At 63.7% G+C, this 15,451-nt stretch carries 16 protein-coding genes and 2 pseudogenes; 13 read left to right on the forward strand and 5 right to left on the reverse strand.

Annotation, left to right across the window (positions count from 1 at the left end):
- The first annotated feature begins 9 nt into the window (after positions 1 to 9).
- The 5 genes from BMX43_RS16175 (at position 10) to BMX43_RS16195 (ending at position 2,547) form a co-directional block, all read left to right on the forward strand.
- Complete coding sequence (locus tag BMX43_RS16175) at positions 10 to 387, forward strand: DUF6915 family protein (RefSeq protein ID WP_091303204.1); 378 nt, start codon at positions 10 to 12, stop codon at positions 385 to 387.
- A gap of 1 nt (position 388) precedes the next feature.
- Entirely contained in the window at positions 389 to 583 is a 195-nt protein-coding gene (locus BMX43_RS16180; RefSeq protein WP_091303205.1) for a hypothetical protein, read from the forward strand.
- 81 nt (positions 584 to 664) lie between these two features.
- Positions 665 to 1,102 (forward strand): hypothetical protein, encoded by a 438-nt coding sequence (locus tag BMX43_RS16185; RefSeq protein WP_091303266.1) that lies wholly within the window; start codon positions 665 to 667, stop codon positions 1,100 to 1,102.
- Positions 1,103 to 1,460: 358 nt separating this feature from the next.
- Positions 1,461 to 1,976: a DUF7007 domain-containing protein gene (locus BMX43_RS20015; RefSeq protein ID WP_217643971.1), complete on the forward strand. Its 516-nt coding sequence runs from the start codon at positions 1,461 to 1,463 to the stop codon at positions 1,974 to 1,976.
- A 148-nt stretch (positions 1,977 to 2,124) separates the two neighbouring features.
- Positions 2,125 to 2,547 (forward strand): antirestriction protein, encoded by a 423-nt coding sequence (locus tag BMX43_RS16195; RefSeq protein ID WP_091303206.1) that lies wholly within the window; start codon positions 2,125 to 2,127, stop codon positions 2,545 to 2,547.
- A gap of 47 nt (positions 2,548 to 2,594) precedes the next feature.
- Here the strand turns inward: BMX43_RS16195 and BMX43_RS16200 are convergent, their stop codons facing one another.
- The 4 genes from BMX43_RS16200 to BMX43_RS16215 form a co-directional block, all read right to left on the reverse strand.
- The gene (locus tag BMX43_RS16200; protein ID WP_091303207.1) at positions 2,595 to 3,512 is read right to left on the reverse strand and encodes a nucleotidyl transferase AbiEii/AbiGii toxin family protein; all 918 of its coding nucleotides are present in this window, start codon (positions 3,510 to 3,512) and stop codon (positions 2,595 to 2,597) included.
- Positions 3,502 to 4,314 carry a type IV toxin-antitoxin system AbiEi family antitoxin gene (locus tag BMX43_RS16205; RefSeq protein ID WP_091303208.1) on the reverse strand — a complete coding sequence of 271 codons (813 nt, stop codon included), beginning with the start codon at positions 4,312 to 4,314 and terminating at the stop codon, positions 3,502 to 3,504. Before BMX43_RS16205 ends, BMX43_RS16200 begins: the two co-directional genes overlap by 11 nt.
- A gap of 325 nt (positions 4,315 to 4,639) precedes the next feature.
- The gene (locus BMX43_RS16210) at positions 4,640 to 4,888 is read right to left on the reverse strand and encodes a helix-turn-helix domain-containing protein (RefSeq protein ID WP_091303209.1); all 249 of its coding nucleotides are present in this window, start codon (positions 4,886 to 4,888) and stop codon (positions 4,640 to 4,642) included.
- A gap of 238 nt (positions 4,889 to 5,126) precedes the next feature.
- Positions 5,127 to 5,786, reverse strand: a complete 660-nt coding sequence (locus tag BMX43_RS16215; protein WP_091303210.1) for a flavin reductase family protein — start codon at positions 5,784 to 5,786, stop codon at positions 5,127 to 5,129.
- 126 nt (positions 5,787 to 5,912) lie between these two features.
- Here BMX43_RS16215 and BMX43_RS16220 point away from each other — a divergent pair, with 126 nt between their 5' ends.
- The 5 genes and pseudogenes from BMX43_RS16220 (at position 5,913) to BMX43_RS20510 (ending at position 8,213) form a co-directional block, all read left to right on the forward strand.
- Positions 5,913 to 6,560: a GntR family transcriptional regulator gene (locus tag BMX43_RS16220; protein WP_091303211.1), complete on the forward strand. Its 648-nt coding sequence runs from the start codon at positions 5,913 to 5,915 to the stop codon at positions 6,558 to 6,560.
- Positions 6,561 to 6,647: 87 nt separating this feature from the next.
- Positions 6,648 to 6,833 (forward strand): annotated as a pseudogene (locus tag BMX43_RS16225) (hypothetical protein); the annotation flags it as partial.
- Positions 6,834 to 6,899: 66 nt separating this feature from the next.
- Positions 6,900 to 7,301: an MbcA/ParS/Xre antitoxin family protein gene (locus BMX43_RS16230; protein WP_091303267.1), complete on the forward strand. Its 402-nt coding sequence runs from the start codon at positions 6,900 to 6,902 to the stop codon at positions 7,299 to 7,301.
- Positions 7,298 to 7,999, forward strand: a complete 702-nt coding sequence (locus tag BMX43_RS16235; protein ID WP_091303213.1) for an RES family NAD+ phosphorylase — start codon at positions 7,298 to 7,300, stop codon at positions 7,997 to 7,999. Before BMX43_RS16230 ends, BMX43_RS16235 begins: the two co-directional genes overlap by 4 nt.
- Positions 8,000 to 8,036: 37 nt before the next feature.
- Entirely contained in the window at positions 8,037 to 8,213 is a 177-nt protein-coding gene (locus BMX43_RS20510; RefSeq protein WP_217643972.1) for a type II toxin -antitoxin system TacA 1-like antitoxin, read from the forward strand.
- Between the two features lie 6 nt (positions 8,214 to 8,219).
- Here BMX43_RS20510 and BMX43_RS16245 read toward each other — a convergent pair.
- A pseudogene (locus BMX43_RS16245) lies at positions 8,220 to 8,518 on the reverse strand (hypothetical protein).
- Positions 8,519 to 8,695: 177 nt separating this feature from the next.
- Here BMX43_RS16245 and BMX43_RS16250 point away from each other — a divergent pair.
- From BMX43_RS16250 to BMX43_RS16260, 3 genes are all read left to right on the forward strand, one after another.
- Complete coding sequence (locus BMX43_RS16250; protein ID WP_091303215.1) at positions 8,696 to 13,057, forward strand: strawberry notch family protein; 4,362 nt, start codon at positions 8,696 to 8,698, stop codon at positions 13,055 to 13,057.
- A gap of 11 nt (positions 13,058 to 13,068) precedes the next feature.
- Entirely contained in the window at positions 13,069 to 14,100 is a 1,032-nt protein-coding gene (locus BMX43_RS16255; protein WP_091303268.1) for a DUF7146 domain-containing protein, read from the forward strand.
- A gap of 403 nt (positions 14,101 to 14,503) precedes the next feature.
- A complete protein-coding gene (locus BMX43_RS16260) occupies positions 14,504 to 15,439 on the forward strand; it encodes a DUF2493 domain-containing protein (protein WP_091303216.1) in 936 nt (311 codons plus the stop codon).
- Positions 15,440 to 15,451 lie beyond the last annotated feature (12 nt).

The raw sequence follows: 15,451 nt of genomic DNA on the forward strand, positions 1-15,451 counted from the left end.
GGGGCGGCAATGGCACATCCGTATCACCACGCCCTGTCCTCGGTGAAGAAATGGGGCGGCACCGTTGACGATTTCCAGCCTATCCACGCTTGGTACGATAGCTCGAAAGCCCAATGTGCGGACTTTCGTCACAGAGCGATGTTTCATCATGCCGCCGGGATTTGGCTCTCGGAGACGATCTTCGGGGCGACGATCACGCTCTCGACGGGCCGCATCATCCCGACCCGCTGGGTCGGCGAGCAGCATGTGCGGGAGGATCTGGGGTTCATCCCGAGCTTCACCGACTGGGTGAAAACGATCCGGCCCGAGCCATGGATGGGCCGAGCCGAGAAGATCGAAGCCTTGGTCGACCCGCATCTGGCCCCGCCTGTCCTGGAGGTCCGCTGACATGTGCAGAGCCTATCAAGACCTTTGCCTGCCGCCCGAGGCGTCGAACCTGACGGTTCTGCGCACCGCGATCCGGCGCTTGCATCCCGACACGCTGGCCGTCCGCAGCTGGCGCGCGGCGCGCAAGCGATACTACCGCGATCTGCTCAGCGCCCACCAAGCGGCGCAGGACCAGGCGCGCGTGCAGCCGGGCTGACGCGCGTCTCACCCATCGATCCCGAAATTTCCATCGCACCCGGCCTAATGGGGTCGGGTGCCTTCACTTATGGAGGGCCGAATGGCCGATTATTTCACCCACTTCTCCTGCGTCTTGGACGCAGGCACTCCCGAGAAGGCCGCGCATGCACTTGATCTCCATGTCCGTCTGCTCGCGGAAGACGAGGCTTCCGGTGAGCCTGAGCATGGCGGCTTCTCGCTGGCGCTGCAGGACGGGCCCGGCACTTCGGTGCTCTGGTTCCATGATGATGGGCAGGGCGATGTCGACAGGCTCATCACATTCGTCCTGCGCCTGGCTGCCGAGATCGACCTGACGGGCTTATGGGGTTTCGACTACGCCCTGACCTGTTCAAGGTTCAGGCTGGAGGCTTTCGGCGGCGGCGCCCATGTCATTGACCTCGGCGCGCGCAAGAGCATCGGCTGGATCAGTACCCACGAATGGCTGACCGCGGCATTGAATGGTGAGGATATCGACGCGGTGGAGGCGCTGGTCCGATGAATACCGCCCTTCCGCCCCGCGCGCCCGTTTCCTGCCCCGTCCCGGACTTCGGTGTCAGCTCCGACGGCCTCTTTGTCGCCCGGCTCGGCGAGGCCGCCTTTGCCATGATCCCGAAGCGGAACGGCGGGTACTTCCTGGGCAGCGGCTGGAGGCTGTCGAAATCCTTCTCGGACTGGACCCGCTCGGACTTCTTCGGTCATGGCGGGGATGTCGGCGACGAAACTGCCTTCCGCGCCCTGGTCCATGAGCAGACCGAACATCAGGCAGAGAAGGCTGCCCTTGGTCGACGCGAATCCCGCACTGCCGCCAGCACGCCCTGGGGCCGTCGCAGGGCGCGGTCTGCTATGGCGAGGGAGTGGTGTTTCACACGACCGCCGGGCACGGTGGCTTTCATCTCTCGCCCGAGCGCAATGCCAAGGTGCATCCCCTTCTGCGCAACGTGGCGGGTTACTACGAAGAGGACGCCGCCTGGTCCGCCGTTGCCACCGCCTGGCCAGATCTCTTCACGGCCCTCGAGCGGCGGCAGGCCGAAGAGGCCCTGCGCCACAGCTGGCCGGATGCCTGGGAGGCCATCCACGGTCGGGCGCTCCGCCCCGGCGAATCTCGCGCCCGGGATGCCGAGGCCTTCGCACAGGATCATGCGAAAGACTGGGTCGTGATCTCGGCGATCCATTCGGATCACCATCCCGGCTTCACCGAGGTCGTCGCCACCCTCGGCGGGCAGCGCGACCCTTCCGCCCAAGAGCGTCGCTTCCTTGTTCCCTCCAAGGACTACAAGGTCGGCCCCTTCGGCTTCGTCATGGATGAAACCCGCCATGTCGCCTATGACGGCCCGTCGAGCTTCATCGGCTGGCGCGACCGGGGCAGGGAGTGACCTCGGCCCGCCGCCGCGGGGAGCCAATCACGACGGCTCTCGTTGGCGGCGGGTCGAGAGGCAGAGGTAGGTGGAGTTTGTCGGACGTGCAGGCGGGTCGAGAGAGTTGCTGAAGTGCGTTCCTCACCCCTGAACCGGAGGATTTCCGATGATCCTGACTGCCAACGCCGCCACGCCCGCCACCCTCGTCCCCGAAGCCCGCCGCATGTCGTTCCTTCCGGGTCTCTTCGGTCGCAAGTTGATTCTTGTTGGCGAGCGCACCGTCTATCAGTTCATGTCCTGGCTCGCCCCGGACGACTACACCGGGGGCATGTGGCATTTCCATGAACTCGGGGGCCAGCCCTTGTTCCTCTCGCCAGCAGCTGAAAAACGCTTCCGCATCTCTTGCGAGACGAACGGCTACCAAGGCGAGGTCTCGGCGGAAGCGGCGGGCCTGATCGCCACCCTTTTCGCTCTCTCACACCTGTCCTTCCAGCAGGAATCCGACCAGCTCGCCGACGCCTACTTGCGGCTTTGCGCCTTCGCCGGGGACCATCCCGAGGCGGGCAAGATCTTCAAAGCCATCGACTGAGAGGACCCATCATGTCCTGCCCCCCGCACGACGGGGCGGGGCATGGCTCAGCCGAGGAGCTTCAACAAGGCGTCGCGCTGCGCGGTATGTTTTCCGGGGTTGTCGCGCTTCAACTTGTTCAGGTTGAGGAGTTTCCACTTCACGGCCGGTAGGTCAGCAGCTTGCGACCGGTCGATCGCCGCAAAGTGAGGCGCTCCGTCCTGCAGTGTCAGGAGGAACTGCCTGGCCTTGTCATCGAGCCTCGATTGCAGATCGGCGACCAGTCTTTTGCGGGTCGCCAAGAGTGTGTCGAGAGGGACGGGTGTCCTGGTCATGCCCTCGAATTCCCGCGCATAGGGTTGCGCGAGATCAATCAGGTTGGGATCGAGCAGCTCATGCGCCGGCCGCGGGGAGCTGGCAACATAGATCAGGAAAGTAAGGAACAGGTCCTGCGTCAGGCCTTCGTTTTCGTAAAGAAGCGTGACGTCGTAGAGATCCCGGGGGTGCTGCCTGTCCAAGGCGGCGTGCAGCTTTCCAGCGAACAGGTCCTCGAACGAGACGATCTGCATTTCGGCATAGCCGTAGGCATCCTCGACGGCGGCCGAGACGGCCCGGGTCTCCGGGTCGTGGACGACGCCCCGGGTCACGGGTGAGGTTTCGATTTTGATCTCGGCATTCCCAAGACGCGCCAAGAGCCGCGTGGCTCCGCCGCCGCCTCCCTGGATGCGCTGAGATTTCGCGCCGCGGATGCCGGTCTCAATGGCCGCCGCAAGGCGATCCATCGCGGCATTGATCTCGGCCAGGCTCTCGGTGCGTTCCTTGATTGGCAGGTAGGTCAGGTCTATGTCGACCGACAACCGCGGCAGGTCGCGGTAGAACAAGTTGATCGCCGTACCGCCTTTGAGCGCAAAGACACTTTCTCCCGCGACATGGGAAAGGACGCGTACCAGGAGTGCAACCTGGGCTTCATAGGTCTCACGCGCCACTCTCGGCCTCCGGTTTCACGAATTCTTCCGGCACCACGATCCGGTAGTGTGGGTGGATCTTGCCGCCTTTGATCAGGGCTCGGTCGCCGCTTCCGAGGTCGAAGGCCTGCGGGTCGATCCGCTTGCGCCAAGGATGATTGTGACGGTCGGCGAAGACGAAGAACAGGCGCTTGACTTTGATCTTGCGGCACGCCTGCAAGAGGTCAGAAAGCAGTCTCGGGCGCAGGTTTGTCAGGCTCTCGAAGACCATGTCGAGCGTGTGAAAACTTTCATTGTCGGGCAGTTCGTCCATGGCTTCCAAGATCGCGCGCTCCGGCGTCGACATCGTGAGACCCCAATCCCATGGTAGGTCCGTCCTGTTGCCCAGGGTCACGCTGAGCTTCGGATCGGCGAACAAGGACCGGGGGCGGATATTGATCGGGACATCCGTCGGCAGTTTGACCAACCACTTCGGGATACTGTCGCCATAGACCCAGACCGGGGCGCTTTTCCCGAGGCGCAAGTAGTGGGCATGTCCCTGTTCGCCAAGTGCCGTCGTGCCGCCGACGTGCAAATCATGGCCCATGATGTGCTGCATGGACAGGATGCAGGTCTTCCAGTTGATGCTGTTTGTCGTCGGTGTGGTTGGGATCGGCCTGCGGAAGACACCGCGTGTGATACGCTCCAGCCAGCCGCGTTTGACATAGTCGCGAAAACTCTCATAGGCGATGCCATGCGAGACGAGCCATGCGGCATCGACCAGATACCCGGCCGGCACAGCGTCGATCAGCTTCTTCAGGTTTTGTGATCTTACGGCGTCCATGACACCTAAAGTGACATATTTCTAAAGAGAGTGCCACTGGTTACTTTGGAGGAAGACGGTTTTCAGCGTTATAGACGCTCCAAACTGCAGATCGTCAAAGAGCTTGGTGAGCGGCTTCAAACAGAGGGAGATCCGACGAAGCATGGTATCATGATGGCCGCCGTGCTGCTGTGATTGCCGACTGTCGGTTCGGGCGCCTCCCGGCGTGCCGCCGGGACCGGGCTTTGGTCCTGCGGGGGCTGTTGAAGAAGTCCGATGTCTCTGATTCAGTTGGCTGAATGTAAGCCGACGGGCTTGTCATGTGCCTCGATCCAGACATTCATCCTCATGCCCGCGGCTCCGCTAGCAGGTCGATGCCGAGCGCGCTGCACAGGCGCAGATAGGTGTCGAGTGTCGCCTTGGCGGTGCCGCGCTCGATCTTCGACAGGTTGCCCTGATCGACCCCAGCGCTGCTCGCGAGGTCGCCCTGCTTGATGGCGAGCGCTTCACGCCGGTTGCGGATGAGGTTGCCGAGATCTGTCGCGCTGTTGATCTGCAGCTCTGGCCAAAGGTTTTGGTTATCTCGCCAAAACATAGTGGGCAGGGACGTTCCAGGCAACAAATTTGGCCGATCAGCCAAATTCGCATCTCAGACGGCGAAGGTTCGCACCATTTTGGTTATCAAGCCAAATCAAGCAGACGGGCGCGCTTGAGCGGATGCGCCTTGCGTTGTCATTTTCTTTGACGATTGCGCGCCAAAAGCGCGACAGATTCCGCGCCATTTGCGCGCCATCAGAACCGAGTGATCTTGGTGATGACGGCTAAAAGGGCATTCAGATGCTTGCCCGCCCCTCAAGGCCAGCCTGCGCATCACCATCTGATCCGGGAACGCGCATCTCGAACACGTTGTCGATCACCGTATAGTCGAAATACCCCAACCGTGCGATGGGTCGGATCGCGGGGATGTCGAGCCGCCCGTCCGGCCGGATAACCCGGTCGTCGATGTGGATTTTCTCCACCCGCGCAAACACGATGTCGATCGTTCCGACCGGCGAGTTTCCTTTGATGCGGTGGGTGGACAGGTAGCGACACTCGAACTTGACCGGGCTTTCACGCACCAACGGAATGGGGGCGTTGTCGGCATAGTCGCGCGTGACGGTCAGATGATCGAATTCGCTTTCGCCGGGCGGCAAGGCCATAGCGCTGAGATTGACCTGCTCGCGCAGATCCCATGTGGCCATGTTCCAGACGAACCAACCGGCCGTCTCGGCGTTGATGACCGTGTCCTTGCGCCGCCCATCCGGGTATTGATTGGCGGAGAACATCACCATGGGCGGATCGAAGGACAGGTTCTGCCATTGGCTGTAGGGGGCGATGTTCTCGACTCCCGTGGGGCTGACCGAAGACAGCCACCCGATCGGCCGGGGGATCGTGCAACTCTTGAATGGGGAAAAAGGCAACGGGCTCGGTTCGATATGTGGGGCATATTTCATGGCTGATTTGTCCTGGGCTGCTGCGCATTATTCGACATATCACCGATATATCGGTTGCATGGCAAGTGATTCCTTGCCAAGACCGCCGTGTCGCAAGATCGGCTTTCAGGGAGTGCGGGGGAAATCATGGGTAGCCAGTCGGATCAGGCCGTTGCCTTGCTGCAAGACATGATCGAACGGGGAGAGCTGAAGCCCGGCTCGATGGTTTCGGAACGCGGGCTTGTGGAAGCGACCGGATTGGGCAGAACGCCGGTGCGTGAAGCGCTTCAGAGGCTCGCCCTGATCCGGATGCTGCGGATACATGCCAGCAAGGGCATCGAGATCCCGGCTGTGTCGGTCGAGGATCAGCTCAATGGGCTCGAAGTCCGCCGCGTGATGGAACGCCTGTCCGTGCTGCTGGCCTGCCAGCGCGCGACATCGAAAGACATCGGCGAGCTGGCCCAATTGCGGGCAACTTTGGCTGACGCGTTCGATCTGCGCGGCTATGCCGAAACTGTGCGGCAGACCCACGCAGTCATCATTCGCGCAACAGGCAACCCTTATCTCGAAGCCGCACTGACCCCATTGCAAAGCCTGTCACGCAGATTCTGGTTTCTGCATGTGCAGGACGAGACCAAGGAAATCACTGCGGGAAAGGCGCTGCACACAGCCATCCTGTCAGGCGTCATGGAACGCGATGCCGATGTTGCTTGTGCCGCATCACTGGCGCTGAACGATTATCTTGTGCGCTTCGCACTTGCGACAGTGTCAGAACGGGCAAGACCTGCGTCCTGACTGCCGGGCGTTCCCACGACAAACGCCCCCCTCTCTCCATCACTTTTCTACACCTGACAGGGAGTGGAGGGTTCAGACGCCCCCGACCCGACCTGGCAACCGCCCACCGAGGACGCGGAAGAGGTCGTGACCGAGGCGCTGCGCGATCTGGCCCGCTGGCTCTACCGCCAGCTTGAGGCCGAATACGACCACCTCACCTCGGACGAGGCCATCGAGGAAGGGATCATCGTCAACGAGTACACCTTCACGGAAGGCGGACGGCGCTTCGGGTGATGATCAATGACGACGCGCAGTTCATTTGATCTTTACAATAGGGTCATATGAACTATGTTGAGGGCGATGGAGGACGACATGCACGTCGCAGAGAAAATCCGGGAACCTGCAAAGGTCAACGCCGTCGCGTTGAAGGCCTATGCGCGCGTGGCCGATGCCTGGGGCCTCAACCTGAACGAAGCGGCTGGCCTTGCCGACATGACGGTGAGCACGTGGAAGCGTGCCAAGAAGCCGGACTTTGCGGGAGAACTGACCAAGGATCAACTGCTGCGGCTCAGTGCGGTGATCGGCATCTACAAGTCGCTCGAACTCTACTTCTCCGAGCCGCTCGCGCGAAGCTGGTTCACCCGACCGAACACAGGGCCGCTGTTTGGGGGTAGCCGTCCGGTTGACATCGCCATCGACGGTGGCTTGCCGCAGATCCTCGCAGTGCGGACCTATCTCGATGCCCTTCGTGGTGGGGCATGAAGCAGACCGAGATTTCCGATCGCGGTCTCGTTCGCCTCCTGCCCGCCACCTACCACAAACCGCCATCGCTGCGCGGTCTCGTCGATAGCGATGACGAGATGGCGATCTTGGCAGAGATCGAGGGGCTGACCAGTGGCCGTCTTCTGGCCGAACGCGGGCGCAACCCGCATCTGGACCCGCGCGAGCTTGCCTGGCAGCGACGCAGCCGCGATCTGCGCATCTACGGCGACAGCCATGTCAATGCTGCCTTCACCTATACCCGCGCAGGAGGGAACCGCTTCAACATCGAGGAGCGCGGAGCTTGGTATTGCGCATGGGATGTGATGGTGTCCGTCAGCGAAGTGGCCTGGCACCGCACGCGCGAACTTGGCTTTACGGGCAGCTTCCATGACAGCGCCCGCTATGTGGAACTGCTGGCGGATTTCATCGGGATCTTCGATGATCTGACCGATGAGCCGGAACATCCGGCGCTGCATCCCGATCCGGCCGTTGGATATCCCGAGGGGCAAAGCCTAGCCCAACATCTGCGCCGAGCGGGATCCCGCGGTCTGATTTACCCATCAGTCCGGGCGCCTGCTCTTGGCGGGAATTGTCTGGTCTGCTTCGAGCCGCACGCCATTCAGAACGTCCGACCGGGCGCATCCTGGGATCTTGTTTGGGATGGGACAGCACACTACTCGATTACGGCTGTCGGCTGACCAGTCAGAGACCGCGCGCCCTTGGAGGTCCGAAGAAATGAAAGCACCTAGCGACATAAGCCCCGACGTCACGAACCTGAAGCCATGCGACCATCAGGCGTTCTTTGAGGCGTTGGATTCCCCGGCTTCACCGACCGAGGCGCTGCGTGCCGCTTTTCGCAGGCGAAAGCACCTCCGTGCGGGTAAGCACGATTTCACGCAGTCCGACGAGTGATGTTCGTCACTTGTTCCCGTCGATCCACTTCGACATCAGCCCCTTGTCGTGGAAGCATTCGTCCGGGACGGCGCGGCGCTTGATCCGGGCGAGTTTCTCCGCGAAGGCCACCTGCTTCGAGGTCGGCAGCCGGTCCATGTCCGATACCGGGCGCAGTTGGGCCTGCGCCTCGATCCAAGCGCTGAGCGACCGGCGGTCCTGCTGAACCTCCCAGGGCAGGAGGGTCTGGTTGCGCAGGGCAAGCGACCGGGGGCATAGGCGATCTGCTTGGGTGTCGCGGGCAGGGCGTGCGTGGTGCTTTCCATGGGGGAACTCCCTTTCAGGCTTGACCTCAAAAATAGAACATAAAAGGAACAAAATCAACCCGAGCGTCCGGGACGCGTCGGTTCGAGAGGAAGAGGGGGGCCGGGAAAGATCAGGCCTGAGGGCGCCCGAAAGAGGGTGACCGGGCCTGTCCCTGTCCCTCATTCCGGAGTTTCCCGATGACCTATCTCGCGACCGTTGCGCCTCCCGTCGCTGTTCCGTCCGCGGATCGCGCGCCCGCGATCCTCGCCGTCGCCGAAGTGCTGCAGCCTGATCTGGCGCAAGGGTTTCAGATCGACGCGCTGCGTCTGCGCCTCGAGATGGAGCGCGCCTTCGGCGGCTCCGATGCCGATGGCGCCTGGGACTGGAAGCTCGCCTATGAGGCGGGTGAGGTGGCGCTCGTCCTCTTCCTGCGGAAGTTCGGCCGCGCCCTTTTGGCCCGGGCGGGCTCGCCCGCAGTACTCTTGTCCATCCTCGCCAAGATGACGGGCCTGTTGCCGACCCACACCCGCCGCTCGGAGGAGATGGAGCGCTTCCAGCAGTTCTCGACGCCGCTGCCCATGGGGCTCGCGGCCCTCACTGCTGCACAGATCACGCCCCGTGACCTGGTCCTCGAGCCTTCGGCCGGGACTGGCTTTCTCGCGATCCTCGCCGAAATCGCGGGCAGCAGCCTCGCGCTGAACGAACTGGCCGAGACCCGCGCCGATCTTCTGCGCCTCCTTTTTCCGGGCCGGCGCGTCACCACCTTCGATGCCGCGCAGATCGACGACCATCTGGACGCTGACTTGCGCCCGAGCGTCATCCTGATGAACCCGCCGTTTTCCGCCGTGGCCAATGTCGATGGCCGCACGACCGAAGCGACGGCTCGGCATCTGCGATCGGCGCTCGCCCGTCTCGCGCCCGGCGGTCGTCTGGTCGCCATCACCGGGGCCGGTTTCGCGCCGGATGCGCCCGCTTGGTCCGAGACCTTCGGTCGCCTGACAGAGACCGCGCATCTGGTCTTCACCGGCGCTGTGTCGGGCGCGGCCTTTGCCAAGCATGGCACCAGCTTCGAGACGCGGATTTTGGTCTTCGACAAGTGCCGGGGCGGCGAACGAGGTGGCATCACCGCCAATCTCAACCAGCCCATGTCTCCGGATGTGGCGAAGCTCTTTTCCCGGATCACGGCCGAGGTCCCACCGCGTCTCGAACTGGATCAGATCGCAGCGGCAGGACAGGCCCGTTCTTCCCTCCTCCCGGGGATTCCATCGCCCGCCGTGCGCAAGGCTATCAGCCCGTCTCGCCCGGCACCCTCGGCTCCGCCCGCGCATGGTCCCGTGCGGATCGAGGCCGAGGATCTGGCCTATGCGCAGCGCAGCGCCGAAGAGGACGAGGTTGCCGCGCGCCTGTCCGATGCGATCTATGAGACCTTCCGTCTGCAGGCCATCGACATCCCCGGCGCGGCACCGCACCCGACCAAGCTGGTGCAATCGGCGGCCATGGCTTCCGTTGCACCCCCGAAACCCAGCTACCGCCCCAAGCTGCCCGCCGCCGTTCTGCGGGACGGATTGCTTTCCGACGCACAGCTTGAAACCGTGATCTACGCGGGCGAGGCGCATGACGCATATCTCGCCGGATCATGGTGTGTCGATGAAACGGGCGACATGGTCTCGGCCGCACCGGAGGATGCCGCTGATGCTGTCTGCTTCCGGCGCGGCTTCTTCCTTGGCGATGGCACCGGTGCAGGCAAGGGCCGCCAATCGGCCGGAATCCTGCTCGACAATTGGTGCCAAGGCCGCCGAAAGGCCCTCTGGATCTCGAAAAGCGACAAGCTGCTGGAGGATGCGCAGCGCGACTGGTCTGCGCTGGGTCAGGAGCGGCTGCTCGTCACGCCGCTCTCGCGCTTTGCCCAAGGCCGCGACATCCTTCTGACCGAGGGCATCCTGTTCACCACCTATGCGACGCTGCGCTCGGAGGAGCGCGGCGCCAAGAAGTCTCGCGTCGACCAGATCGTCGGCTGGCTGGGCGCGGACTTCGACGGCGTGATCCTCTTTGATGAAAGTCATGCCATGGCCAATGCGGCCGGGTCGAAGGGCGAGCGCGGTAACACCGAGGCATCGCAGCAGGGCAGGGCGGGCCTGCGCCTGCAGCACAAGCTGCCGAATGCCCGCGTGGTCTATGTCTCGGCCACGGGGGCTACGACGGTCCACAACCTCGCCTATGCGCAACGCCTCGGGCTCTGGGGCGGGGAGGATTTTCCGTTCGGGACGCGCGGGGAGTTCGTCGAAGCCATCGAGGCGGGCGGGGTCGCTGCGATGGAGGTCCTCGCGCGCGACCTGCGGTCTCTCGGCCTCTACACCGCCCGGTCGCTTTCCTATGACGGCGTCGAATACGAGATGCTGGAGCATGCGCTGACCCTCGAGCAGCGCGGCATCTACGATGCCTACGCTGGGGCCTTCGCCATCATCCACAACAACCTGGCTACCGCGATGGAGGCTGCCAACATTACGGGCGACAGTGGCACGCTGAACCGCCAGGCCAAGTCCGCCGCCCGGTCGGCCTTCGAATCCGCCAAGCAGCGCTTCTTCGGCCATCTGCTGACCAGCATGAAAACCCCCACGCTGATCGCCGCCATCGAGGGCGATCTGGCGGTGGGCCATGCGGCCGTCATCCAGATTGTCTCGACGGGCGAGGCGCTCATGGAACGCCGCTTGTCGGAGATCCCGACCGAGGAGTGGAATGACATCCGCGTCGACATCACCCCGAGGGAATACGTCCTGGATTACCTCGCCCATTCCTTCCCGGTGCAGCTCTACGAGCCCTTTACCGACAGCGAAGGCAATCTCTCCTCCCGGCCCGTCGTGCGCGAAGGCCAGCTGGTCGAATGCCGCGAAGCCGCCCGTCGGCGTGACGCGCTGATCGAGAAGCTGGCTGGCCTACCGCCCGTGCCGGGGGCGCTCGACCAGATCGTCCAGCGCTTCGGCACCGACCTCGTGGCCGAGGTCACGGGCCGCTCGCGCCGTATCGTGCGCAAGGGCGAAGGCATCGCTGCGCGCCTCGTCGTGGAAAGCCGGGCCGGATCGGCCAATCTCGCGGAAACCGCCGCCTTCATGGATGATCAGAAGCGCATCCTGATCTTCTCGGACGCCGGCGGCACAGGGCGCAGCTATCACGCCGATCTAGGGGCAAAGAACCAGCGACTGCGGGTCCACTATCTCCTGGAACCCGGCTGGAAGGCCGACGCTGCCATCCAGGGCCTCGGGCGCACCAACCGCACCAATCAGGCGCAACCGCCGCTCTTCCGACCGGTAGCCACCGATGTGAAGGCGGAGAAGCGGTTCCTCTCGACCATCGCGCGACGCCTCGACACGCTGGGTGCCATCACGCGGGGTCAGCGCCAGACCGGGGGGCAGGGGCTGTTCCGCCCCGAGGACAACCTCGAGAGCCCCTATGCCCGCGACGCCCTGCGCCAGCTTTACCGGCGCATCTATCGCGGCGATGTGGCGGGGTGCTCGCTCGGGGCCTTTGAGGACGCCACCGGGCTCAGCCTGACCGATGACAACGGTCTGAAAGATGACCTGCCCCCGATCACGACCTTCCTCAATCGCCTGCTGGCGCTGAGGATCGACATGCAGGCCGTGCTCTTCGCGGCCTTCGAAGAGCTTCTCGATGCGCGGATCGAGGGCGCCATTGCGGCGGGGGTCTATGACCTCGGGCTCGAGACTCTGCGCGCCGAAAGCTTCCGCATCACGGATGCAAGGGTGATCTACACCCATCCCGGTTCCGGTGCAGAAACCCAGCTTCTGACCATCGCGGAAAAGCGCTGTAACATGCCGACCGCGCTCGCCGATGCGCTCGACTGGCTCGATGACCCCAAGGCGCGGCTTCTGATCAACAGCCGCTCCGGTCGCGCCGCAGTGCAGGTGCCTGCCACCAGCCTGATGCTCGACGATGGCACCATCGAACCGCGCCTGCGCCTGATCCGTCCGACCGAGACGAGCACCGTGCCTGCCAAGATCATGGAGGACACCCACTGGCTCGAGGCCGACCGCGCCGCGTTCTCCGCTGCATGGACCGCAGAACTGGCCGAGGTGCCGGAGTTCTCGGAGTCCACGCTGCACATCGTGGCGGGGCTGCTGCTGCCGATCTGGAAGCAGCTTCCGCAGGACGAAACCCGCGTCTATCGCCTGCAAACCGATGATGGCCAGCGCATCATCGGCCGCCGTGTCTCGCCCGCCTGGGTCGCCACCACGCTTGCCGCCGATGCGCCCAAGCTGACGCCCGCGCAGGTCCACGCCCTCGTTCTGGAGGGCAAGACCGTCGTGCGGCTGGCCGAGGGGATGGAGTTGCACCGGTCTCGCGTGATGGGCGTGAACCGGATTGAGCTGTCCGGCTTCACCGAAGCCGCCAAGGACCGGCTCAAGGCCGATGGCTTCTTCTCGGAGATCATCAGCTGGAAGCTCAGGCTCTTCTGTCCGACGGATTCGAGCGGGATCAACGTGCTCTATCAACTGCTTGCACGCTTCCACATCCAGGGACTACACGCACGCAAGGGTTGTTAAGTGTGTGTGCCATGTCATTGGAAACAGAAGATCTGCTGCGAGACCTCTCGCAAAATGCCGAAAGCGTCTGCCGTCATTATCTTCCCGCCGGGAGGCGGGAAGGCTCCTACTGGATGGTCGGCGATCTGCAGAACAATCCGGGCCGCTCGCTGTTTGTCAGGTTAACTGGCCCGACCTCTGGACCGGGTGCCAGAGGCAAGTGGACCGACAGTGCCACGTCCCAGTTTGGCGATCTCCTTGACATCATTCGCGAACGGACGGGCATCACCCGCTTTCCCGATCTTCTGGCCGAGGCCCGGGTGCATCTTGGCCGTCCGCAGCCGGTTCTCCCGGATGGCAATCCCTCGCGCAGCCGAAAATCCCCCTCAGGCACGCCGGCAGCAGCATCGCGCTTGTTTGCGGCCTCGCTTCCATTGGCCGGTTCCTTGGCAGCAACTTACCTGCGTTCCCGGGGCATCACCCAGGCGGTGCCAAGTGCGGCCCTGCGCTTCCACCCGAAGTGCTGGCATCGGGATGAGGGTCAGACCAGGCCCGTTCCCAGACCTGCGATGATCGCTGCGGTCACCGATGGGGCAGGGGTCCTGCAAGGTGTGCATCGCACCTGGTTGGCTCCTGACGGACAGGACAAAGCGCATGTCGAGATCCCCCGTCGGGCAATGGGTCACCTCCTCGGCAATGCTGTCAGGCTGAGCCCGTGTGACTCCGTCCTCGTGCTGGGTGAAGGCATCGAGACCATGCTGTCCATCCGCGAGGCGGCCCCTTCTTTACCCGTCTGGGCGGCGCTGTCATCGTCTCACCTCGGAGCCGTCATCCTGCCCGCGGGGGTGCAGCGCCTCTACATTGCCCGCGACCGCGATCCGGCCGGGGCACGCGCGACGGAGAGGTTGACCGCCAGAGCATCCAAGGACGGGCTTCAGGTCATGGTGCTCGAGCCGCAACTCGGGGATTTCAACGATGATCTCCGCGCCCACGGCGTTGAAGCGCTGCGTCAACATCTGGCAGAGCAGATCGGCCCTGAGGATTTGCACCGTCTGCCGATCTGAGCCCCCTAGCGCAAAGGCAGTCTGGCAAAGCGGGGCAGGCGGCGCACTTCGCCGGAGGAAATTCGGTCGTGGTCTATTGCCATGTCCCGGCTGTCAAACCCGCCCGACACCCGCACGTCCTTCAAGAGATGGGCAGGCGGCCGTCAAAGGCGCCGCCCCTGCAAGGACGGGGCGCAACTGATTTCCGCCGCGGGGAACCCCACCCCATGCGACAGGTCGCATGGGAACCCCGAGGTTTGCCCCCGCTTTGCATCGCGAAGCAAATCAGCCGCCCCCCGTCCTCCTCCACATGCGTTCCGGCCCCGAAGAGGGGGTGAAGGGGCGTCCCCAGTGACAGCTTTCGCAGCCCATGAAGGCCGCGCGGGGATGTCGCGCGGGCCCGAGCAGCCGGAGGCAAAAGACCATGACGACCCAATTCCAGAGCGAGGATTTCGACCGCAGCCCCGCCCTTTCCCAGACCGCCTGGGCGCTTCAGGAGCTTCAGCTCTATGGCACCCGTGCCTTCCAGGACGAGGCCGATCTGCGCCCGATGCCAGAACCCGAGCGCCTCATCGACGCGGTCACTGATATCTTCGATGCCCTCGTCGCGACCCTCGGCGATACCCGCATGGAACCCGACCTCGAAGAACTGCTCTGGGGTCAGGTCAACCTCTTCCACCGCGCCGCCGCCCGCACCGAACGCCTGCTCGATGACAACGAAGTGGCGCAGCACCGCCTTCAGCGCGAACAGGACGGTTCTGAGGTGAAATCGACCGAGCTTGAGCGCCTGACGGCCGAAGGCACCAGCCTTGTCGAACGGCGGCATTGTCTGGAAGCCTTCCGCGACCGCAGCGCCGAGGCATTCGAGCTGCACACCGGCTCAACCTGGCGGCCTCGCTCTGGCTCGATGGTGAACCACCGGCATCTGACGGCGGCGCTGATCGACAGCCGCGATTTCCTCTCAGCCAAGCGCCGCGCCGAAAACGAAGTACTACTCCCCTCCGGCCCCAAGGTTGCCCTCACCGGCGGGACCGACTTTAACGATCACCGCCTGATCTGGGTCAAGCTTGATCAGGTCCAGGCCAAGTATCCCGACATGGTTCTCCTGCACGGTGGCAGCGCCAAGGGGGCCGAACTCATCGCCGCCAAATGGGCCGATGCCCGCAAGGTTACGCAGGTCGCGTTCAAGCCGGACTGGACCAAACACGCCAAGGCCGCACCCTTCAAGCGCAACGACGCCATGCTGGATGTACTCCCCGTGGGTGTCCTCGTCTTCCCGGGCAACGGCATCCAGGAAAACCTCGCCGACAAGGCCAAAAAGCTGGGCATCCCGGTCCTGAAGTTCGAGAAGGGGGCGTGAGCCCCCCCAGCA

The organism is Gemmobacter aquatilis (assembly GCF_900110025.1).
GTDB classification, from domain to species: Bacteria; Pseudomonadota; Alphaproteobacteria; order Rhodobacterales; family Rhodobacteraceae; genus Gemmobacter; species Gemmobacter aquatilis.